17 protein-coding genes are annotated in these 22,024 nt (G+C 73.3%); 12 read left to right on the top strand and 5 right to left on the bottom strand.

The features are described 5' to 3' along the window. Positions 1-21: 21 nt before the first annotated feature. From APR03_RS00895 to APR03_RS00860, 8 genes are all read left to right on the top strand, one after another. On the top strand, positions 22-513 hold the full coding sequence (locus APR03_RS00895) for a single-stranded DNA-binding protein (RefSeq protein WP_253831852.1): 492 nt from the start codon (positions 22-24) through the stop codon (positions 511-513). Between the two features lie 167 nt (positions 514-680). Next, positions 681-2,363, top strand: coding sequence for an energy-dependent translational throttle protein EttA (gene ettA, locus APR03_RS00890; RefSeq protein ID WP_253831850.1), 1,683 nt, complete (start codon positions 681-683; stop codon positions 2,361-2,363). A gap of 139 nt (positions 2,364-2,502) precedes the next feature. Next, a complete protein-coding gene (locus APR03_RS00885) occupies positions 2,503-3,456 on the top strand; it encodes an aminoglycoside phosphotransferase family protein (RefSeq protein WP_372494719.1) in 954 nt (317 codons plus the stop codon). 133 nt (positions 3,457-3,589) lie between these two features. After that, positions 3,590-4,477 carry a hypothetical protein gene (locus APR03_RS00880; protein ID WP_253831848.1) on the top strand — a complete coding sequence of 296 codons (888 nt, stop codon included), beginning with the start codon at positions 3,590-3,592 and terminating at the stop codon, positions 4,475-4,477. 52 nt (positions 4,478-4,529) lie between these two features. Then, positions 4,530-6,458: a GTPase family protein gene (locus APR03_RS00875; RefSeq protein ID WP_253831846.1), complete on the top strand. Its 1,929-nt coding sequence runs from the start codon at positions 4,530-4,532 to the stop codon at positions 6,456-6,458. After that, a complete protein-coding gene (locus tag APR03_RS00870; protein ID WP_253831844.1) occupies positions 6,455-8,140 on the top strand; it encodes a GTPase in 1,686 nt (561 codons plus the stop codon). The genes APR03_RS00875 and APR03_RS00870 overlap by 4 nt, the downstream gene beginning before the upstream one ends. A 43-nt stretch (positions 8,141-8,183) precedes the next feature. Beyond that, entirely contained in the window at positions 8,184-8,684 is a 501-nt protein-coding gene (locus APR03_RS00865) for an acyl-CoA thioesterase (RefSeq protein ID WP_253831842.1), read from the top strand. A 74-nt stretch (positions 8,685-8,758) separates the two neighbouring features. After that, positions 8,759-9,409 carry a hypothetical protein gene (locus APR03_RS00860; protein ID WP_253831840.1) on the top strand — a complete coding sequence of 217 codons (651 nt, stop codon included), beginning with the start codon at positions 8,759-8,761 and terminating at the stop codon, positions 9,407-9,409. 51 nt (positions 9,410-9,460) lie between these two features. Here the strand turns inward: APR03_RS00860 and APR03_RS00855 are convergent, their stop codons facing one another. Further along, positions 9,461-10,411: an acyl-CoA thioesterase gene (locus APR03_RS00855; RefSeq protein WP_253831838.1), complete on the bottom strand. Its 951-nt coding sequence runs from the start codon at positions 10,409-10,411 to the stop codon at positions 9,461-9,463. A 33-nt stretch (positions 10,412-10,444) separates the two neighbouring features. Further along, a complete protein-coding gene (locus APR03_RS00850) occupies positions 10,445-10,837 on the bottom strand; it encodes a globin (protein ID WP_253831836.1) in 393 nt (130 codons plus the stop codon). A gap of 165 nt (positions 10,838-11,002) precedes the next feature. Here APR03_RS00850 and APR03_RS00845 point away from each other — a divergent pair, with 165 nt between their 5' ends. The 3 genes from APR03_RS00845 (at position 11,003) to malQ (ending at position 14,710) form a co-directional block, all read left to right on the top strand. After that, positions 11,003-11,236, top strand: a complete 234-nt coding sequence (locus APR03_RS00845) for a PTS sugar transporter subunit IIB (RefSeq protein WP_253831834.1) — start codon at positions 11,003-11,005, stop codon at positions 11,234-11,236. A gap of 137 nt (positions 11,237-11,373) precedes the next feature. Beyond that, positions 11,374-12,396, top strand: a complete 1,023-nt coding sequence (locus APR03_RS00840; RefSeq protein WP_253831832.1) for a mechanosensitive ion channel family protein — start codon at positions 11,374-11,376, stop codon at positions 12,394-12,396. An 88-nt stretch (positions 12,397-12,484) separates the two neighbouring features. Further along, positions 12,485-14,710: a 4-alpha-glucanotransferase gene (gene malQ / locus APR03_RS00835; protein WP_253832655.1), complete on the top strand. Its 2,226-nt coding sequence runs from the start codon at positions 12,485-12,487 to the stop codon at positions 14,708-14,710. 78 nt (positions 14,711-14,788) lie between these two features. On the opposite strand, the gene APR03_RS00830 is transcribed toward malQ, so the two are convergent. Continuing rightward, complete coding sequence (locus tag APR03_RS00830) at positions 14,789-15,850, bottom strand: hypothetical protein (protein WP_253831830.1); 1,062 nt, start codon at positions 15,848-15,850, stop codon at positions 14,789-14,791. 209 nt (positions 15,851-16,059) lie between these two features. On the opposite strand from APR03_RS00830, the gene pepN reads away from it, so the two are divergent. Then, complete coding sequence (gene pepN, locus APR03_RS00825) at positions 16,060-18,624, top strand: aminopeptidase N (protein ID WP_253831828.1); 2,565 nt, start codon at positions 16,060-16,062, stop codon at positions 18,622-18,624. Between the two features lie 129 nt (positions 18,625-18,753). Here the strand turns inward: pepN and APR03_RS00820 are convergent, their stop codons facing one another. Both APR03_RS00820 and APR03_RS00815 read right to left on the bottom strand, forming a co-directional pair. Then, complete coding sequence (locus tag APR03_RS00820) at positions 18,754-19,800, bottom strand: type IV toxin-antitoxin system AbiEi family antitoxin domain-containing protein (RefSeq protein WP_253831826.1); 1,047 nt, start codon at positions 19,798-19,800, stop codon at positions 18,754-18,756. A 197-nt stretch (positions 19,801-19,997) separates the two neighbouring features. Then, the gene (locus APR03_RS00815) at positions 19,998-21,995 is read right to left on the bottom strand and encodes a M13 family metallopeptidase (protein ID WP_253831824.1); all 1,998 of its coding nucleotides are present in this window, start codon (positions 21,993-21,995) and stop codon (positions 19,998-20,000) included. Positions 21,996-22,024: the final 29 nt, after the last annotated feature.

Here is a 22,024-nt window from a genome sequence, read left to right as displayed (position 1 = left end):
CGGGACACCCAGGAGGGCCCCATGAAGGACGTCATGGTGACCGTGTCGGGCTTCGTCGGCAACAACCCGGCGCTGCACGTGAACCCGGCCAAGGACCGGCAGTGGACCACGTTCCGCGTGGCGAGCACGCGCCGCTACGTGAACGACGACGGCGAGTGGACCGACGGCAGGACGCTGTGGTTCACGGTCAAGGCGTGGCAGGCGGCCGCCGCCAACGTGGCGCGCTCGGTGCGCAAGGGCGACCCGGTGGTCGTCACGGGCCGCCTCGAGATCGACGAGTGGACCGGCCCGGACGGGCAGGAGCGGATGACGCTGGAGATCGCGGCGTCCGCCGTCGGCATCGACGCCACGCGCGGCAAGGTCGAGTTCAGCCGGATGGTGCACCACGGCCCGCTCGGCGCACCCGACCCGTTCGCGGTCGACGCGCCGGCGGGCGACGACGAGCCCGCGCCGGACACCGGGGCCGCGCCCGAGCCGGAGGGCGAGGGGCAGCGGGAGCTGGTGAACGCGTAGGCTTGGGGTAGTCGTGCTCCGCGGTCAGCGGGTGCCGGGGCCAGGTCCCCGGGCGCTCGCCGCCGGCACCCGCTCCGCGCGAGCGCACCCCGCCCCGAGCACGAGACCCGAGCACGAATCACGAGCACGAATCACGAGTACCTACCCCGAACGGTGGATCACAGGCAGTGGCTGAGTTCATCTACTCCATGTACAAGGCGCGCAAGGCGCACGGCGACAAGGTCATCCTCGATGACGTCTCGCTGAACTTCCTGCCCGGCGCGAAGATCGGCGTCGTCGGCCCCAACGGCGCCGGCAAGTCCACGATCCTCAAGATCATGGCCGGGCTGGACACCCCGTCGAACGGCGAGGCCCGCCTGTCGCCCGGCTACACCGTGGGCATCCTGCAGCAGGAGCCGCCGCTGAACGAGGAGAAGACCGTCCTCGGCAACGTCCAGGAGGCGGTCGGCGACATCCTGGCCAAGAAGCAGCGGTTCGACGAGATCTCCGCGCTCATGGCGGAGCCCGACGCCGACTTCGACGCCCTGCTGGCCGAGATGGGCACGCTGCAGGAGGAGATCGACGCGGCCGACGCGTGGGACCTCGACTCCCAGCTCGAGCAGGCGATGGACGCGCTGCGCTGCCCGCCGCCGGACGCCGACGTGAAGGTGCTCTCGGGTGGTGAGCGCCGCCGCGTGGCGCTGTGCAAGCTGCTCCTGGAGAAGCCCGACCTGCTGCTGCTGGACGAGCCCACCAACCACCTGGACGCCGAGTCGGTGCTCTGGCTCGAGCAGCACCTCGCCTCCTACCCCGGCGCCGTGCTCGCGGTGACGCACGACCGGTACTTCCTCGACCACGTCGCGGAGTGGATCTGCGAGGTCGACCGCGGCCGCCTGTACCCCTACGAGGGCAACTACTCGACCTACCTCGAGAAGAAGCAGGCGCGCCTGGAGGTCCAGGGCAAGAAGGACGCCAAGCTCTCCAAGCGCCTCAAGGAGGAGCTGGAGTGGGTGCGGTCCAACGCCAAGGGCCGACAGACCAAGTCGAAGGCCCGTCTGGCTCGTTACGAGGAGATGGCGGCCGAGGCGGAGCGCACCAAGAAGCTCGACTTCGAGGAGATCCAGATCCCCGCGGGCCCGCGCATGGGTTCGCTGGTGCTGGAGGCCACGGACCTCAGGAAGGGCTTCGACGACCGCGTGCTGATCGACGGGCTGTCGTTCACGCTGCCGCGCAACGGCATCGTGGGCGTCATCGGCCCGAACGGCGTCGGCAAGACCACGCTGTTCAAGACGATCGTGGGCCTGGAGCCGCTCGACGGCGGCGAGCTCAAGGTCGGCGAGACGGTGTCGATCTCGTACGTCGACCAGTCGCGCGGCGGCATCGACCCGAAGAAGACCCTGTGGGAGGTCGTGTCCGACGGGCTCGACTTCATCAAGGTCGGCAACGTCGAGATCCCGTCGCGGGCCTACGTCGCCTCGTTCGGCTTCAAGGGTCCGGACCAGCAGAAGCCCGCGGGCGTGCTGTCCGGCGGTGAGCGCAACCGCCTCAACCTGGCGCTGACGCTCAAGCAGGGCGGCAACCTCCTGCTGCTCGACGAGCCGACCAACGACCTCGACGTCGAGACCCTCGGCTCGCTGGAGAACGCGCTGCTGGAGTTCCCGGGCTGCGCCGTCGTGGTCTCCCACGACCGGTGGTTCCTCGACCGCGTGGCGACGCACATCCTGGCCTACGAGGGCACCGAGGAGAACCCGGCGAGCTGGTACTGGTTCGAGGGCAACTTCGAGTCGTACGAGGCCAACAAGGTGGAGCGGCTCGGCGCCGACGCCGCGCGCCCGCACCGCGTCACCTACCGCAGGCTGACCCGCGACTGATCCGCGGACCCGCGCGCCCGGCCCCCGACCAGCTCGGGAGGCCGGGCGCGCACCTTATGGCATGGGCGTAACCCGACAAAATGGGTGATTACGACATACTATCCTTGCTGAACCATGACATCTCCGACAAGATGCCGCAGTGAACCCCATGCGGCGATCGGGCTGGAACGACCTCCCGCCTGCGTTGAGAGCACGGATCAACCACCTGCTGGGCGCTCGCGTGATCGCGTCGAGCGTGTCGGGCGACTCCGGCGTCCTGCCCGGTGCGCAGATCCAGGTGCAGACCAGCCAGGGGAACGCCTTCGTCAAGGCCCTCGGGGCCGCCGGCCAGGGCCCGCTGGACCTGCTCCGGCAGGAGATCGCGCTCAACCCGCTGCTGCCCCCTGAGGCGCCGGGCCCCGAGCTGCTGTGGTCCGTCGACGAGGAGCTGCCCGGGCTCGGCAGCTGGGTCGCGGTCGGCTACCGGATGCGCTCCACGGTGCGCCCGATCGACCTCTCCTGGCCGGAGGACGACGTCGCGGCGCTGGTCCGGGCGGTGCGGTCGATCGGTGAGATCCAGGCGCCCGACGACCCGATGTTCCTGCCCGAGGAGAAGACGTTCCCCACGGACGCGTGGGAGACGCTGGCGGACCGGCGGCCGGCCGGGCTGGCGAAGCACTCGCCGTGGCTCGCCGGGCGGCTGGAGGGCCTCGCCGAGATCGCCACGCACGCCCCGGAGGCCATCGCCGGCACCGGCCTGCAGCACGGCCTGCTGCGCGTGCAGAACGTGCTGCTGCCGCTCGCGCCCGACGAGGCGCCGCTGGTCACGGACTGGATCCGGGGCGGTGCCGGGGCACCCTTCCTCGACCTGGTCGCGATGCTCCTGCACGTCCGCGTCCACGGCGGACCACCGCCCGAGGCGACGCTGCGCCGCTACGGACTGCCGCCGGGCACCGACCAGGACGCGGTCACCTGCTGGATCGCGGTGCTCGCCGGGCACTACGTGCGCTCGTCGCTGGAACCGCCGCCCCCGGAGATGCCGGAGGTGCGCGCCGCCGAGCACCGGCTGGCGCGCGCGGCGGTGGCCTGGCTCCAGACACGCCTCGGGTACTGAGCGGACACCGGACCTGGTCCGTCTCGCATGCGGTTTGTGGTTTGCGGGTGAAAGCCCAGTTCGGCACACTCCGGCCATGAGTGCTGTCCGTCGGCCGGCCTGGTCCGACCTTCCCCCGTCCGTCCGTTCCCGCGTGAGCGAGACCATGGGGGGACGGGTGATCGGCTCCGCCCCGTTGACGGGCACGGAGGCGTCCGGGCAGCTGGAGGTGCTCCAGACGGCGACGGGGCGCTCGATCGTCCGGGCCGTCGGGCCCGAGGCGCCCCTGACGCAGGACCGGATGGCCGCCGAGGCGGCGTCCCTGGCCATGCTGCCCGACGACGTGCCGACCCTGGCGCGCGAGTGGTTCGTGGACGAGGTGCTCCCCGGCGCAGGCCGCTGGGTCGTGCTGGGGTACCGCAACGAGCCCGTCCGCCCGCCGCACGACCCGTGGGACGAGGCCGACCTGGCCGCCGCCGTCGAGCTCGCCATCCAGATCGGCACCATCGAGGCCCCGCCGGGCCTGCCCGACACGGCCGACGTGATCGACGTGGGCGCGTGGGCGACGCTCGCCGAGACCCGGCCCCCGGGACTGGCCGCGTTCACGCCCTGGCTGGCCGACAAGGTGGACCACCTGGCCGACATCGCGCGCCACGCGGGCGAGGCCATGGCGGGCAAGACGGTGGTGCACGGCGCGCTGCGCCGGGAGTCGATCATGATCACCGACCACGGCTGGGACGCCACCAGCGCGCACGCCGTCGACTGGTTCACACCGTCCCAGGGGGCGTCGTTCCTCGACGTCGTCCTCCTGCTGCCGCACCTCCGGGTGGACGGCGCCCCGCCGCCCGAGGTGCTGCTGGACCACCACCCGCTGCCCGACGCCGACCCCGAGGCGCTCACCTGTGCGGTGACCGCGACGGCGGGTGCGCTCGTGCTGGAGTCGATGCGGCCCCCGGAGCCGGGCATGCCGCACGGCCGGGCCGTGCAGCGCGAGGTGGCGCACGCGGCGCTGGAGTGGCTGCGCTCGCGGCTCGGCAACTGAGCCCGCGCGCACGGACGCGCCTGACCTGGGTGTCTGCGGCAGACTGTGCGGCATGACCGATCAGCCCGACGCCGCGCCCGGTACGCCTCCGGAACCCGCTGACGGCTCAGCCCTGACCGCGGCGCTGGAGGTGCTGCGTGCCCGGCTCGGTGCGCTGCCCCTGCCGCTGGAGACGTCGGGCGCGGCTGCGGCCCGCACCGAGCTGCGCCGGGCCACGGACCAGCTCGACGACTACCTGCTACCGCGGCTGCGCGCGCAGAAGGCTCCGCTGCTCGTCGTGGTCGGCGGGTCGACGGGTGCGGGCAAGTCGACGCTGGTCAACTCGCTGCTCGGCGAGCAGGTGACCCGGCCCGGCGTGCTGCGGCCCACGACGAAGGCACCCGTGCTCGTGCACCACCCGCTGGACGCGCGCTGGTTCTCGACGGACCGCGTGCTGCCCGGCCTGGCCCGCGTCACGGGCGCGGCACCCGAGCCGGGCCGCACGCTGCGCCTGGTGGCGAGCGACGCGCTGCCGAAGGGCCTGGCGCTGCTCGACGCCCCGGACATCGACTCGGTCGACACCGCCAACCGCGAGCTCGCGGCCCAGCTCCTGGGGGCCGCCGACCTGTGGCTGTTCGTCACGACGTCCGCCCGGTACGCCGACGCGGTGCCGTGGGACCTGCTGCGGCAGGCGTCGGCGCGCAAGGCCCAGGTGGCGATGGTGCTGGACCGGGTGGACCCGGGCGCCGAGGCCACGGCCGACGACCTGCGCGACATGATGGCGGAGAACGGCCTGGCGGACAGCCCGCTGTTCGTGGTGGCGGAGTCGGGCCTGACCGACGGGCTGCTGCCCGAGGAGAGCGTGGGCGAGGTCTCACGGTGGCTCACCGGGCTGGGCGGCGACGCCGACGCCCGCCGCCGCGTCATCTCCGCGACCCGCGACGGTGTGGTGGACGCGCTCGTGCTGCGCGCGGGCGAGCTGGCTGACGCCGCCGACGAGCAGCGGGCCGCCGACGCCCGCCTGCGGCACGCCGTCGAGCGGGCCTACGCGGACGCCGTGACCCAGGTGACGGCGGCGACGTCGGACGGCGCGCTCCTGCGGGGCGAGGTGCTCGCCCGCTGGCAGGACTTCGTGGGCACCGGCGAGTTCTTCCGCGCGGTCGAGGAGGGGATCGGCCGGTTCCGGGACGCGGTGTCGAGCTTCTTCCGCGGGAAGCCGCGCGAGGCCCCGCAGGTGGAGCAGGCGATCGCGCACGGGCTGGAGTCCGTGGTGCTGGACGCCGCGGAGGAGGCGGCCGAGCGGTCCTACCAGGCGTGGCGCGGCGACGCGGCGGGTGCCGCGCTGCTGGAGGGCCTGGAGCTGCTGCGCACGCCGTCGGCGCTGCGGGCCGAGGTGGGGGAGCAGATCCGCGGCTGGCAGGGCGACGTGCTCGAGCTGGTGCGCGAGCAGGGCGAGTCGAAGCGAGGGCGGGCCCGGGCACTGTCGTTCGGGGTGAACGGGCTCGGCGTGGCGCTGATGATCTTCGTGTTCGCCTCCACGGGCGGGCTCACCGGCATCGAGGTCGGTATCGCGGGCGGCTCGGCGGTGCTCGCGCAGCGCCTCCTGGAGGCGGTGTTCGGCGAGGACGCCGTCCGCCGGCTGGCTCTGCAGGCCCGCGACCGGCTGCGCGCGCGCATCGAGGCCGTGATGGACGGCCAGGCGGCCCGGTACACGGCGCAGCTCGACGCGCTGGGCTCGGCGGAGGCGAGCGGGGCCGGCCTGCGGGCGGCGGCCGACGACGTCGCGGCAGCGGCGGCCGCGGACCGCCGGGCGCGCGCGACAGGCACCCCGGCCGCGCCCGACGGCGCGGGCCGCGCCCCGGACCTCACCGAGAGCCGCGGGCTGCGCGGCGTGACGGCCCGGCCCCCCGACGAGAACCTGACGGCCGGCCGGCCCGACCTGGCCGACGAGCCCGCGCGCAGGGGCTTCTGGAAGCGGCTCTTCGGTGAGGGCGACCGGTGAGCCGGCTCGACCTCGCGGCCCGCGGCGCGGCGCTCGGCGACGCCGTCGACGCCGCGGACGGGCGCATCGACGCTGGGCTGCTGGACGAGGCGCGCGCCGTCCTGGACCGGGCCCGGGAGCGGGGCGGGCTGTCGGCGGAGCACACCGTCGTGGCGCTGGCCGGGGCCACGGGTTCGGGCAAGTCGTCCGTGCTGAACGCGGTGGCCGGCGTCGACATCGCGCAGCCGGGCGTCCGTCGTCCGACGACGTCGCACGCCATGGCCGCCGTCTGGGGCGAGGGGGCCGACCCGCTCCTGGACTGGCTGGAGGTGGGGCGGCGGCACCAGATGGGTCCCGCGGCCGTGGGCGGCGCGACGGGCCTGGTGCTGCTCGACCTGCCCGACCACGACTCGGTGGTCACCGAGCACCGCGTGCGCGCCGAGCGGCTGGTCGAGCGCGCCGACCTGCTGGTCTGGGTGGTGGACCCGCAGAAGTACGCCGACGCCGCGCTGCACGAGGGCTTCCTGCGTCCGCTCGCGGGCCGTGCCGAGGTGGTGGTCGTGGCGCTGAACCAGGCCGACCGTCTGACGGCCGACGAGACGTCGGCGATGCTGGCCGACCTGCGGCGCCTGGTGGCCGAGGACGGGCTGGACGGCGCGCGGGTGCTCGCGGTGTCCGCGCGGAGCGGGCAGGGCATGGACGACCTGCGTGGCCTGCTCGCGAAGGCCGCGGCCCGGCGCGAGGCGGCGACGGCGCGGCTCGCCGTGGACGAGCGGGCCGTGGCGCTGCGGATCGTGGACGAGTGCGGCACGCCGCCGCCGTCGCGGCAGGGGAACCAGGCCCGGGGCGACCTGGTCGCGGCCCTGGAGGCCGCCGCGGGCGTGCCCACCGTGGTGGACGCGGTGCGGGCCTCGGCGAACCGGGACGCCCGCGCGGCGACCGGCTGGCCGCTCACCCGCTGGCTGGGGCGGCTGCGCAAGGACCCGCTGCGCCGGCTCGGGCTGCGGTCGGCGGACCGGGAGCACCGGGCACCGTCGGGCCGCGAGGACCTGCTGCGCACGTCGCTCCCGACGGCGCGCCCCGCGGTGCGCTCGGCCGCGGCCTCGGCCGTGCGGCGCTACGTCGAGGACGTGACGCGCGGCGCCGCGGACCCGTGGGTCCTGGCCGCGCGGACGCGCGGGCAGGCGGGCATCGACGAGCTGCCCGACGCGCTCGACCAGGCGGTCGCCGCGACCCGCGTCGAGGCCGCCCGGCGTCCGCTGTGGTGGTCGGCCGTCGATGTGCTGCAGTGGGCCCTGCTGCTGGTGCTGGCCGCGGGCCTGCTCTGGCTGCTGGTGCTGTTCGGCTTCTCCTACCTGCAGCTCCCCGCGCCGCCCACCCCGGTGGTGACGCTACCGACGTGGTCCGGCGACGGCGTCGTCTTCCCGGGAGCGCCCGAGCCAGGTGGGGGTCTCGACGTCGACCCCTTCCGGATCCCGTGGCCCACCCTGATGGTGCTCGGCGGCGCGCTGCTCGGCGTGCTGACCGCGCTGGTCTGCCGCGCGTTCGCGGCGCTCGGCGCCCGGCGGCGCGCGATGGTGGCGCGACGTCGCCTGCGGCAGTCGGTCTCCGCGGTGGCGGACCGGCTGGTGCGCGACCCCGTGGGCGACGAGCTCGGCCGGCTCGCGAGCTGCCGCACGGCCGCGACGATCGCGGCGAGCTGAGCACGCGGGCCGAGCACGCGGGCCGGCGGGGGAGGATGGTCGCATGACACGTCTGCACGTCCCCGTCACGCTGCGCTGGTCCGACCTGGACGCCTACGCGCACGTCAACAACGTCGCGATGTTCCGCCTCCTGGAGGACGCCCGCATCACCGCGTTCTGGCAGCACCCCGAGGCGCCGGAGGGCGAGGGCTGGCCGACGGCGGTGGTGCCCACCGGGCCCGGTGCCGACTCGCACACCCTCGTGGCCGGCCAGCGCATCGAGTACCTGCGCCCGCTGCTGTTCACCCGCACGCCGGTGCGGGTCGAGATGTGGCTGGGCCGGATCGGCGGGGCCAGCGCGGAGGTCTGCTACGAGGTGCACGACGGCGCCGCGAGCATGCCGCGCACCGGCCCGACGTCGGGCGGGGAGCCGTACGCCCGCGCGACCACGACGCTGGTGTTCGTCGACGCCGCGACCAACCACCCCCGGCGTCTCACGGAGGCCGAGCGGCTGGCGTGGAAGGAGTTCGAGGAGGAACCCATCACGTTCCGCCACCGCGGCTGACCCCACGGGGGCGAGTGGTTTCCGTGTGTCCGAATTGGTAGTTTCATCCGTCTTGATTCGGACACGGAGGAATGGTGGAACTGCCTGCGCACTACGTCGACCCGGTCTCGCTCCACGAGGTGTTCGACGACGTCCCGGCCGCCCGGGCCTATCTCGACGAGCTGGCCGGTCGGCCGTCGGGCGACGACCCCGACGTGCTGGCCGTCCAGGTGCCGCTCCTGCGGGTGCTCGCCCCGGAGGCGGACGAACCGGAGGAGCACCTCGCGGAGGCGGAGCGTCTCGGCTGGCACGCCGTGAACCTGGCCGGCGGCCCCGCGGACGACACGGCCGCCGCCCACGCGAACGCCGACGAGGTGCCGCTCGGGGCGGTCGCCCCGCTGCTGCGGCTCGCCCACGTGCTGCAGTGGCGGCACCGGTTCGCGGAGGCCGACCTGCTGTTCGGGCTGGCCCTGGAGGCGACGCGCTACCACGGGGAGCACACCGCGAGCGTCGAGCGCGCGCGGCGCCTGGAGTACCGCACCCTGCACGACTGGGGCCGGTGCCGGTACGAGCAGGCGCTCGAGGTGCACGCCGACCAGGCCCGCCCCTACCTCGGTGAGGCCCTCGCGCTGTTCGAGCGCGCCCTGGAGCTCCGGGTCGAGGTGGGCGCGGTGCCGCACGAGGTCGAGGCGGTCCGGCGCGCCGCGCAGGCGGCCCGGGACCGCCTCGCGGAGCTCGGGGCCTGAGCCTGCCGGGCCGGGGCGACAGGGCGGGCCGGTCCGGTGGGCTCGCTCGGCTCAGGCCGGGAGGCGGATCATGCCCTCCTGGCCCGCCGTGGCGACCAGGGCGCCGTCCTGCGTGTAGACCGCGGCGGTGCCCAGGGCGCGCCCGCCCTGGGCCGTGGGCGACGTCTGGACGAACAGCATCCACTCGTCCACCTGGACGTCGCGGTGCCACCACATGCCGTGGTCGAGGCTGGCCATGGGCACCGTGGCGCCCACCTCCTGCCACGACTTGCCGGCCGCGCGCAGGGCGGGCTCGAGCATGAGCTGGTCGCACGCGAACGCGAGCAGGGCGCGGTGCATCGACTGCTCCTTGATGCCCAGGGGGCGGCGCGTGCGCATCCAGACCATCTGGGTGGCGGGCGGGCGTGTCCCCGCCGCCACCGCGGCGTCCGGGTGCAGGTAGAGCGAGCCCCCCACGTGCCGCAGCTCGAACGCGGAGTCGGACCAGAACCGGGCCCGGACGTCGGCACCCGGCGGCAGGTCCGCGAGCTCGTCGAACGCGGAGCGCACCGCGTCCGGCGGGGGCACGTCGCGCGGCATCGGCATGTGGTGCTCGTAGCTGGGCTGGTCCTCCTGGAAGGAGGCGATCATCGACAGGATCGGCTTGCCGAACTGGATGGCGTGGGTGCGGCGTGCGCTGAACGAGCGCCCGTCACGCAGCCGCTCGACCGCGAAGTCGATCGGCTCCTCCAGGCGCCCCTCGCGCAGGAAGTAGCCGTGCAGCGAGTGGATCAGCCGGCCCTCCGGCACGGTGCGGTCCGCCGCCAGGATGGCCTGCGCGAGCACCTGCCCGCCGTATGCGCGGTCGGCCGGGCCGGGCACGCTGGTGCCGCGCAGCACGTCCTCCTCGCCGCGCGGGCCCCAGCCCTCCAGGTGCCGCAGCTCGAGCACCTGCAGCAGGCGGTCGAGGGCGTCGGGCTGGTCGTCCGGCGTCTCGCCGGGGTGGGGGGTGGTGGCGTCCACAGGGGGCGTCTCCTTCGGTGCCGGTGGTGCTGCTCAGTCTTCGAACGTGTTGATCATGCTGAACGCCGCGCGCTCCAGGTAGTCCCACAGCTGCGACTCGTGGATCGGGGCGAGCCCCAGGGAGTCCACGGCGGTGCGCATGTGCGCGAGCCAGCGGTCGCGGGCGTCCGGGTTCACCTTGAACGGGGCGTGGCGCATCCGCAGCCGGGGGTGGCCACGCTGCTGGGAGTAGGTGGTGGGGCCGCCCCAGTACTGCTCCAGGAAGAGCGTGAGGCGCTCCTTGGCGGGCCCCAGGTCCTCCTCGGGGTACATGGGGCGCAGCACCGGGTCGTCCGCCACGCCGTCGTAGAACGCGTCGACCAGGCGCACGAACGTGTCGTGCCCGCCGACCGCGTCGAAGAAGGATTCCTCTGTCACGCCAGTCATCCTGCCACCCGCCGGTGACACCCCGTCGCCGGTCGCGCCGGACCACGCCCGCGTGTGAGCGAGACGACACCCGGCGGGGCCGATCGTGCGCCGGTCCGGCAGAAGGCTTGCCTGTGCCGATAGGCTGGTCGAAGACCTGCAGCGACGCACGGTGGGAGTGGAGACATGTCCAAGGCTGACCAGATCCTCGCGGCACTCGGGGGGACGTCCAACGTCGTCGAGCTGGAGCCGTGCATCACTCGGCTCCGGGTCGAGGTGAGCGACCCCGCCCTCGTGGACGAGCCGGGGCTGAAGTCGTCCGGAGCGTTCGGCGTGGTCCGGTCCGGCCGCGTGGTCCAGGTGATCGTCGGGCCCGAGGCGGACAACCTCGCGGCGGAGCTCGACACGCTCAGGGTGTGAGGCACGCCGCTCGCGTCGCGGCCCGGCCCCGTGTGCCGGAGACCGCGACGCGAACGGCCTGTGAAGGTCGCGCGGGAGTCGCTCGTACCTCGCACGACCAGGCCGGACCCGGGCGCGCGCCCCGGTAGGTTGGGGCCGTGTTCGAGTCTCTTGCCGCCTCCGTGTTCGACAGTGCCGAGGACTTCTGGGCCTGGTTCCTGGACAAGCCGCTGACGATCATCCTGATCCTGCTGTTCGGCACCATCGCGATCGGCGTGCTGCGCCGTGTCGTGACCGCGCTCGCCGAGGGCATCGCCGCCGGGCAGAAGCCGCGGGCCGTGGTCGAGCAGGCCGACCCGGTGGGCGCTCCCGGGATCGACGTGCCGGGCGCCAAGCGGCGGCGCAAGAACGTGCTGATGACGCCGCAGGCCCTGGCCGACGCCCTGGTGGCCGCCAACCCGCGCGCCGCCGAGCGGCGCGCCCAGCGGGCCCGGACCGTCGGCTCGGTGCTCAACTCGACGATCAACGTCGTGATCGGCACCGTCATGGTGCTGTGGATCCTGCAGGTCATCGGCATGAACATCGCGCCGCTGATCGCCACGGCCGGGGTCGCGGGCGTCGCCATCGGTTTCGGCGCGCAGACCCTCGTCAAGGACTTCATCTCCGGCATCTTCCTGCTCATCGAGGACCAGTTCGGCGTCGGCGACAACGTCGACCTCGGCGGCGGCGTGATCGGCACCGTCGAGGCGATGGGGCTGCGCCTCACCCAGGTGCGTGCGTTCGACGGCACGCTCTGGTACGTCCGCAACGGCGAGATCCTGCGTGCGGGCAACCGCACCCAGGAGTGGAGCCGCGCCGTGGCCTCCGTGCAGGTTCCGCTCGGCACCGACGTCGACGCCGTCCGCGCGGCGCTCGGGCGGGCCGCCGACCGGATCAAGGACGACCCGGAGCTGGCGCAGCACCTGCTGGAGACGCCGTCGGTGCGCGGCGTCGACGCCGTCGACGGGGCGGGCCTCACCTTCACGCTGCACGCCCAGGTGCGGCCGGCCCAGCAGTGGGCCGTCGCCCGGTCGCTGCGCGTCGCGGCCCACGCCGAGCTGCTCAGCGCCGGGATCGTGGCACGCTCGGCACCGACGCCCACCGAGGAGCACGCCGTCGGGGACACGCCCGGGGTGAGCTGACAGCGTCCGTCAATTCGTCGGACACGCCCGCCTTACGCCCGGTGGGCGCCGGTTGATGGCAGGATCTTTCCTTGTGACCGACGAACCGATGAAAGAGCCCACGCCCGAGGGCTCCACCGTGCCGCCGGAGCTCGCCGAGCTGGCGGCCGCTCACGGCGTCCAGTGCGAGTACACGGACCACGACGGCAACCTGCAGCAGGTCAGCGCCTCGACGATCGTCGCGGTGCTCGAGGCGCTCGACGTCCCGGCGTCGACGCCCGCCGCCGTCGTCGCGAGCCTGGAGCGCAGCCGGGACGACGCGTGGCGCAGCATGCTGCCCCCCGCCGTCGTCCTGCGCGAGGGCACCGAGGTCCAGGTGCCGGTGCACGTGGCCGACGGCGCGGACGTGTCCGTCTGGGTGGAGCTCGAGCTGTCCGAGACGCCGGTCATGCCCGCCAGCGCCACCCCGTGGCGCGTGACGGCGCCGCAGCAGGGCACCGCGACCGGCTCGTTCGCGACCGTCAAGGGCGCCCGGATCCCGCTGCGCCAGGCCGACGTGCACACCGAGCCGCGCACCGTGGACAGCCGCAAGGTGGGCCGCGCGACGTTCGTCGTGCCCGACGACCTGCCGCTCGGCTGGCACACGCTGCACGCGGAGTCGGGCGGCCAGACGGCGCAGACCCAGCTCGTGGTGACGCCCCGGCGCCTGGAGCTGCCCGAGAAGATCACCCGCAAGCAGGCCTGGGGCTTCATGGTCCAGCTCTACTCGGTGCGGTCGCGGGACTCCTGGGGCATCGGGGACCTCGCCGACCTGGGCGACCTCGCGTGGCAGACCGCGCACAACGGTGGCGCCGACTTCGTGGGCATCAACCCGCTGCACGCCACCGAGCCGGTGACCCCGCTGACGCCGAGCCCGTACCTGCCGACGTCGCGCCGGTTCATGTCCCCGCTGTACATCCGGGTCGAGGACATCCGCGAGACGGCGTACCTCTCGGCGGCGGACCGGTCGCTCGTGGAGTGGGCCGCCGAACCCGTGCGCGAGCTGTCCGAGGACGCCGGGCCGATCGACCGCGACGCCGTCTGGGAGGCCAAGAAGGCGGCGCTGGAGGTCGTGTACACCGCGCCCCGCTCGGCGGCCCGCCAGACCGCGTTCGACGAGTACGTGCTGGCGCAGGGCAAGGGGCTCATCGACTTCGCCACGTGGTGCGCCATCACGGAGCACCTGGACGGCCGCGACTGGCCGCCGGAGCTCGCCGACCCGACGTCGCCCGGCGTGGCGACGCTGCGCAACGCCCGGTCCGAGCGGGTCCAGTTCTACTGCTGGCTGCAGTGGGTGGCCGACGAGCAGCTGCGGTCCGCGCACCGCGCCGGGCTCGACGCCGGGATGCGGCTGGGCGTGCTCAAGGACCTCGCCGTCGGCTCGTCGGCCGACGGTGCCGACGCCTGGGCCGACGCCGCGGCGCTCGCCCGCGGCGTGTCCGTGGGCGCCCCGCCGGACATGTACAACCAGCAGGGCCAGAACTGGTCCCAGCCGCCGTGGCACCCGCGGGCGCTGGCCAAGGCCGGCTACGGGCCCTACCGCGACCTGCTGCGCACCGCCCTGCGGCACTGCGGCGCGCTGCGCATCGACCACGTGCTGGGGCTGTTCCGGCTGTGGTGGATCCCCGGCGGGGCCCGCGCGTCGGCCGGCGCCTACGTGAGCTACGACCACGAGGCGCTGATCGGCATCCTGTGCCTGGAGGCGCAGCGTGCCGGCGTGGTGATCGTCGGGGAGGATCTGGGCACGTTCGAGCCCTGGATCCGTGACTACCTCGCCGAGCGGGGCATCCTGGGTACGTCCGTGCTGCTCTTCGAGCGCGACGCCAAGGGCGTGCCCATCGAGCCGGAGGCCTACCGCAGCGCGGCCCTGGCCACCGTGACGACGCACGACCTGCCGCCCACGGCCGGCTACCTCGCGGGCGAGCACGTGGACCTGCGCGAGCGGCTCGGGCTGCTCACGGAGGACGCCACGGTGCTGCGGGGCCGGGCGCGTGCCGAGCGCGAGTCGCTGGTCGAGGCGCTGTCCCGCCGCGGCCTGACGACGTTCGACCCGTCGGAGCGCGAGCTCGTCGAGGGCCTGCACCGGTACCTCAAGGACACACCGTCCGCACTCGTCGGCGTCTACCTGACCGACGCGGTGGGCGAGCGCCGCGCCCAGAACCAGCCCGGGACCGACACCGAGTACCCGAACTGGAAGGTGCCGCTGGCGGACTCGGCGGGTGCCGTCGTGCTGCTGGAGGACCTGTTCAGCAACGCCCGGCTGCGGTCCCTGGTCACGGTCCTCAACGAGGACTGACGGCGCGGGAACGACGCTCGGGAACGGCCGGAGCCCCCGTCGGGTGCCCAGGGCACGCGACGGGGGCTCCGGGCCGGGTCAGGCCTGGCCGATGCCAGCCCGGGCGATCGAGAAGCCCGTCTTCGTCTGGTCGGAGACGCAGGTCATGCCGCTCTCCGCGCTGGTGCACGTGAACCCGTGCGCCGACTTCGACGTGCCGTACTGCAGGATCGCGACGTCCTTCTTCGCCTTCTTCGGCTGGTCGGCCTTGCCCACGCAGGGCTGCGTCACGTTGCCGGTCGGGTCGACCTTGGCGACGTAGCCGGAGGCGCCGTCGCACGAGGCGTCGGGCGCGGGCTTCTGGTCGAGCTGCGCGATGCCGCAGGTGGCGGCGTCGGCCGAGAGCGTGCAGGTGATGTTGAGCGACGGCGCGGCGAAGGTCTCGACGCCGGCACCGCCGTTCGTCTCCAGGCCACCGTCCGCGGACGGCTCGGCGGACTGCTCCGCGACCGGCGACGTGCCGCCGGACGGCTCCTCGCCGGACGACGAGAACAGGCTGACGGCGAACACGATCGCGGCGACCACGAGCACGATGTCCAGGGCGATGAACGCGATCCAGCCCGGGCTGAGCCGACGCCGGGCCTGCTCGGGCTCGGGCGCGTACCCGGCCTGCTGCGCGTAGACGGGCTGGCCGTACTGGTCGTAACCCTGCGCCGGCGGGTAGCCCTGCGGGGCGTACTGGCCGGTCTGCGGGGCCTGCTGCGCGTAGGCCTGCGGCTGCGGCGCGTACCCCTGCGGGGTCTGCTGCGCGTACCCCTGCGGCTGCGCGTAGCCCTGGGCGGGCTGCTGCGCGTAACCCGGGTACTGCTGCGGGGCCTGGGCGGGGTAGTACTGCTGCGTCAGGCCGGGGTCGGTCGCGCCGTTGTGCACGGACTGGACCACCGGGGCGCCCGGCGCCGCGGGCGCCGGGGTCACGGCCTGTGCGAACTGGTTCGCGGGGGAGATCGCCGGCGGCATGCGGTTCGACGCGGAGACACGCTGGACCGGCCCCTGCTGCACAGGGGTGGGCGCGGTGGGCGGGTCCTCCTGGGACGGCGCACCCGGCTCCTCGTCGGGACCCCCGTCTGGCGGCGGGGGCGGGGGCGGCACTGTGCCGGACATCGGGCAACTCCCTCAGGTCAAAACGGTCGGTCTGGGCGACCGCGGTCGATCGTACACAAACGCGTTACTCGCTGTTACTCCTGCGTGGCATGATCGACGAGTCGTCGCAGGTAGTTCACAGACCGGACGACACTTCAACCGAGAAGGCGCGTCCAGCGGACGCGCAGGGCGCCCGACGGCGCCCACGAGAAGACAGACGTGGAGGGCCTGTGCCCGGAGAGAACCTGACCCGCGCCGAGGCGGTCGAGCGTGCGGGCGTCGTGGCGGTCGAGTCGTACGAGATCGCGCTGGACCTGACCACCGGTCCCGAGACCTTCGCGTCCGCCACCACGGTGCGCTTCACCGCGACCGAGGGCGCGTCCACCTTCGTGGACCTGGTCGCCCCGGCCGTGCGGTCCGTGGTGCTGAACGGTCGCGAGCTGGACCCCGCGGCGGTGTTCGCCGACTCCCGCATCGCCCTGGACGGGCTGGAGGCCGACAACGAGCTCGTGGTGGTGGCCGACTGCGGCTACACGAACACGGGCGAGGGCCTGCACCGCTTCGTCGACCCGGTGGACGGCGAGGTCTACCTCTACACCCAGTTCGAGGTGCCGGACGCGCGCCGGGTGTTCGCGTGCTTCGAGCAGCCGGACCTCAAGGCCACGTTCCAGCTCACGGTCACGGCGCCCGCCGCGTGGGAAGTCGTGAGCAACGAGCCGACGCCGGAGCCGACCGTCGCGCAGCACGCCACCGACAGCGCCGTGGAGGCCGCGACCTGGACCTTCGAGCCCACCGGCCGCATCTCGACGTACATCACGGCGCTCGTGGCCGGCCCGTACGCGGTGGTGCGGTCGTCGCTCACGTCGTCGGACGGCCGCGAGATCCCGCTCGGCGCGTTCTGCCGCCGGTCGCTGTCGGAGCACTTCGACGCCGACTACATCTTCGAGAAGACCCGCCAGGGCTTCGAGTTCTACGAGTCCACGTTCGGCGTGCCGTACCCGTTCACCAAGTACGACCAGCTCTTCGTGCCCGAGTACAACATGGGCGCCATGGAGAACGCGGGCTGCGTGACGTTCACGGAGTCGTACGTGTTCCGCTCCAAGGTGACCGACGCCGTGCGCGAGCGCCGCGTCGTGACGATCCTGCACGAGCTGGCGCACATGTGGTTCGGCGACCTGGTCACCATGAAGTGGTGGAACGACCTGTGGCTCAACGAGTCGTTCGCCGAGTACGCCTCGACGCTCGCCACGGCCGAGGCCACGGAGTGGGACGCGGCGTGGACCACGTTCTCCGCGATGGAGAAGTCGTGGGCCTACCGCCAGGACCAGCTGCCCTCCACGCACCCGATCGTCGCGGAGATCAAGGACCTCGAGGACGTCCAGGTCAACTTCGACGGCATCACGTACGCGAAGGGCGCCTCGGTGCTCAAGCAGCTCGTGGCGTGGGTGGGGCGGGAGGCATTCATCTCCGGCGTCTCCGCGTACTTCGCCAAGCACGCGTGGGGCAACACCGAGCTGCCCGACCTGCTGACCGAGCTCGAGGCCACGAGCGGCCGCGACCTCAAGGCGTGGTCGGGGCTCTGGCTCGAGACGGCGGGCGTGAACACCCTGCGCCCCGTGGTCGAGACGGACAGCCACGGCCGCATCATGTCGTTCGTCGTCGAGCAGACGGCGCCCGCCGAGTGGCCCACGCTGCGCCCGCACCGCCTCGGCATCGGCTTCTACAGCCTGTCGGACGGCGGCGAGCTGGTGCGGACGCGCTTCGTCGAGGTGGACGTCGACGGGGCGCGCACCGAGGTGCCGGAGCTGGTGGAGCTCGACCGGCCGGCGCTGGTCCTGCTCAACGACCAGGACCTCGCGTACGCGAAGATCCGCCTCGACCCCGACTCGCTGCGGGTCGCGCTGGAGCACCTGGCCGACATCGCCGACCCGCTGGCCCGCTCCCTCGTGTGGGGTTCGGTCTGGGACGCGGTGCGCGACGGCGAGGTCCCCGCGTCCGACTACGTGCGGCTCGTGCTCGGCGCCGTGGCCCGGGAGACCGAGTCGACCACGCTGCGCACCACGCTCAACCAGCTCGTGCTGGCCGCGAAGCAGTACGTGGCGCCGGCGGCCCGCGCGGAGACGCTCGGAGGCGTGGGCGACACGCTCTGGTCGCTCGTGGGCGACGCGGAGCCCGGCTCGGACACGCAGTTCCAGCTCGTGAAGTTCTTCGCGCACGTGGCCTCGACGCCGGCGCACGTGGCGACGCTGTCCGGGCTGCTGGACGGGTCGGTCGCGCTCGACGGCCTGGAGATCGACACCGACCTGCGCTGGGAGCTCCTGGAGGGCCTGGTGCTCAACGGGGCGGCGGGCGACGAGGAGATCGACGCGACGCTGGCCGCGGACGACACCGCGACGGGCCGGCAGTCGGCCGCCCGGGCCCGCGCCGCGAAGCCGACGGTCGAGGGCAAGCTCGCCGCCCTGTCCTCGGTGGTGGACAGCTCCGACGTGCCGAACGCGATCATCCGGAACACGGGGCTCGGGTTCCTGCACGTCAACGACCCGACCCCGCTGGCCGACGTCGTGCAGCCGTACCTGGACGCCGTGCTCAAGGTGTGGAACGAGCGCAGCTACCACATCGCCGAGGAGATCATCGAGGGCTTCTACCCGGCGCCGCTGGCGTCGGCGGAGCTCCGGGACGCGACGAGGACGTGGCTGGACACGAACGCGGACGCCGCCCCGGCCCTGCGCCGCCTGGTGGTCGAGGCCCTGGCGGGCACGGACCGCGCCCTGAGGGCCCAGTCCACAGACGCCTGACCCCCGCCGAAGTAGAACTGCAGCGAAGTAGAACTGCAGCGAAGTAGAACTGCAGCGAGATAGAACTGCAGACCAGAAGAAGGCCCCGCCGACCGTGTGGTCGGCGGGGCCTTTCGTCTGCCGCGGGCGTCAGGTTCCAGCGGACACCACGACACCTCGCCTGCGGGTCTCGGCCCGGGCCGAGCGAGCCACGGCCCGCCGGTAGAAGCCCTGAACCTGCTCCTGGAGCGCCTGGAAGTCCAGGCTCTCGGCCCAGACGACGCTCTCCACCGACCACCCCGCCTGCTCCAGGCCGGCTGCGCGCACGGCCTGGTGATCGCGGGCAGCGGCCGGGTTCCCGAAGGCGCCGGAGAACTTCACCGCGCCGTCGAACTCCAGTCCTGCCTTGATCACCGGCCATCCGACGTCGAGCCATGCCGTCCCGGTCGGGATGGCGACCGGCACCTGCACCTGGGGAAGCGGCAACGCGCCCTCGATCGCCGCGAGACGCACCAGCGCCTCACCGGGCGCAGCGCAGTCCGGGTCACACAGCTCCATCACCCTCCGGGCCTGCACGACGCCGCGTCCACCGGCGCGCTCGTCGAGAATGCGCTCGACGACCGCGGGCACGGCGCCCGCTCGAAACCCCGACGTCGCCGTGACGACCGCGCACGGGAGCGGAGCACTGCACGCGACGTCCACGATGGTGCGCTCGAGGGTGGTGACGGGCACGTCGCCGAGCACCGTCTTGTCACGGGCCGGCAGGGCCCGGGTCCAATGACGTTCCAGCCGGCCCTCCTCCTTGACGCAGGGGTTGCGCTCCTGGGTGACGTGGACCTTTCCGGGGTCCCGGAACGTCCACAGGCCGTGCAGCCGGGCCGCCGCCGTGTGACTGACCCAGTACTCGGTGCTGAGCGCCTCGACCACGCCCCTGACCTGCGCCAGGAACTCGGCGTCGAACGGCCGGTCCATCGGTGACGGCTCCACGTAGACACCTCGGCGGACGCGCAGCACCCGCTCCGCCGCCACGGCGTCGGCGACCATCGGTCTGGTCGACCGGTCGTACCGCACGGCCGGAGGGATCCTCGGCGGTTCGTTGTCGGCGGAGTAGAAGCGAGCGTGCGGAGCCTCGCCGTTGGTGAGCGACTGGATCTGCACCGCGATCCGGCGCAGAGCGAGCGCGTGGGGCGTTGTCACCTGCTGATGATGCGACGAAGCGGCGGCCGACCGTGTGCCGGTCGGCCGCCGCCTGTGGACGGGCGTGCCTGTGGTGGAGCTCCGACCCTTGAGCCGTCATGACGCGGGTCGGTGGGTGGTTCCGTCCAGCTCGCTGCAGTTCTACTTCGCTGCAGTTCTACTTCGCCCTGGTTCTACTTCGGCGAGGGTGCGTGGGGTTACCAGATGTGGACGCGGGACTCCGGGGGGAGGTAGAGGGCGTCGCCCGGTGCGACGCCGTACGTCGTGTAGAACTCGTCCACGTTGCGCACCACGCCGTTGCAGCGGAACTCGTTGGGGGAGTGCGGGTCCGTCGCGAGGCGGCGCAGCACCTCCTCGTCGCGGCCCTTCGACTGCCACACCTGGGCCCAGCCGAGGAAGATCCGCTCCAGGGCGGTCAGCCCGTCCACGACGGGGGCCTCCTCCAGCGGCTTGCCGAGCGCGATCCGGTAGGCCTTGATCGCGATCGACAGGCCGCCCAGGTCACCGATGTTCTCGCCGATCGTGAGGCTGCCGTTGACGTGCGCGTCGGCGGCCTCCGCCTCGGACGACGCCGCGAGCTGCGCCGGGCGGAACTCGTCGTACTGGGCGATCAGCGCGCTCGTGCGCTTCTCGAACTCGGCACGGTCGGTGTCGGTCCACCAGTCCTCGAGGCGGCCGTCGCCGTCGTACTTCGAGCCCTGGTCGTCGAACCCGTGGCCGATCTCGTGCCCGATGACGCCGCCGATGCCGCCGAAGTTGACGGCGTCGTCGGCCTCGGGGTCGAAGAACGGCGGCTGCAGGATCGCGGCGGGGAAGACGATCTCGTTCATGCCCGGGTTGTAGTAGGCGTTGACCGTCTGCGGCGTCATGAACCACTCGTCGCGGTCCAGCGGGCGGCCGATCTTCGCGAGCTCGTAGTCCTGGTCGAACGCGTTGGAGCGGCGCACGTTGCCCACGAGGTCGGCTGCGTCCACCTCGAACCCGGAGTAGTCGCGCCACTTCACGGGATACCCGACCTTGGGGGTGAACTTCTCGAGCTTGGTCAGGGCCTTGGCCTTGGTCTCGTCCGTCATCCAGTCGAGGCCCTCGATGGACTCGCGGTAGGCGGCCACCAGGGCCTCGACCAGCTTGTCCATGCGCGCCTTGTGCGACGGCGGGAAGTGCCGCGCCACGTACTCCTCGCCGACCACCTCACCGAGCGCGCCCTCGACCAGCGCCACGCCGCGCTTCCACCGCTCGCGCACCTCCTGGGCGCCGGTGAGCGTGCGGCCGTAGAAGTCGAAGTTGGCCTCGACGAGCTCGTCGGTGAGGTACGGGGCCCGGGCGCTGACGACGTGGTACGCCATCCAGAGCTGCCAGTCCTGCGCCGGCAGCTCCTGCCACAGCGTGGCGAAGCCTTCCGCGAAGCTCGGCTCGCGCACCACGAGCTGGTCGAACGCCCCGGCGGGCACCCCGAGCGCGTCGGCCCAGGCGGCCCAGTCGAAGCCGGGCGCCGATGCCGCGAGGTCCGCCAGCGTGGTCGGGTTGTACGTGAGGGTCGCGTCGCGGTCGCGCACGACGTCCCAGTGGTGGCCGGCGAGCCGGGTCTCCAGCTCGACGACGCGCGCCGCGGCGTCGTCAGCGGGGATCCCGAAGGTCTCCTCGACGCCGCCGAGCCGCAGCATGCGGGCCACGTGCGGCAGGTACTTCGCCCGGATGGGGGCGTACTGCTCCTCGCGGTAGTACGCCTCGTCGGGCAGACCGAGGCCGGACTGCCGCAGGTAGACGACGTACTTCTCGGGGTCGGTGGCGTCGTTGTCGACCCAGAAGCGCACGCCGGCGGCGCCGCCGGTACGCTGCAGCGCGCCGAGCACCCGCGTCAGGGCGGCGGTGTCGGCGGCCTCCCGGATCGGGGCGAGGTCCTCGTCCAGGGGGGTGGTGCCGAGCTCCGCGATGCGGGCGGTGTCCATGAAGCTCGCGTACAGGTCACCGATGAGGGAACCGGCGGGCGCGTCCTGGATGATCTCCCGGACGTGCACCTCCGCCTGGTCGTACAGGGCGCGGAAGGCGCCGTCCATGGCCCGGTCGGCCGGGATCTCGTGGGAGTCGATCCACTGCCCGTTGACGTGGCGGTACAGGTCGTCCTGCGGGCGGGTGGCGGGGTCGAGCGCGTCGAGGTCGATGCCCGACGTGAGGCCTGTGGCGTCGGTGGTCATGGCGCCAGGGTACGCAACACGCGCTCCCG

The organism is Promicromonospora thailandica, assembly GCF_024171955.1.
Taxonomy (GTDB): domain Bacteria; phylum Actinomycetota; class Actinomycetes; order Actinomycetales; family Cellulomonadaceae; genus Promicromonospora; species Promicromonospora thailandica.
Note: the sequence above shows the minus strand (reverse complement) of the source record. Positions and strands in the feature narration are given on the sequence as shown.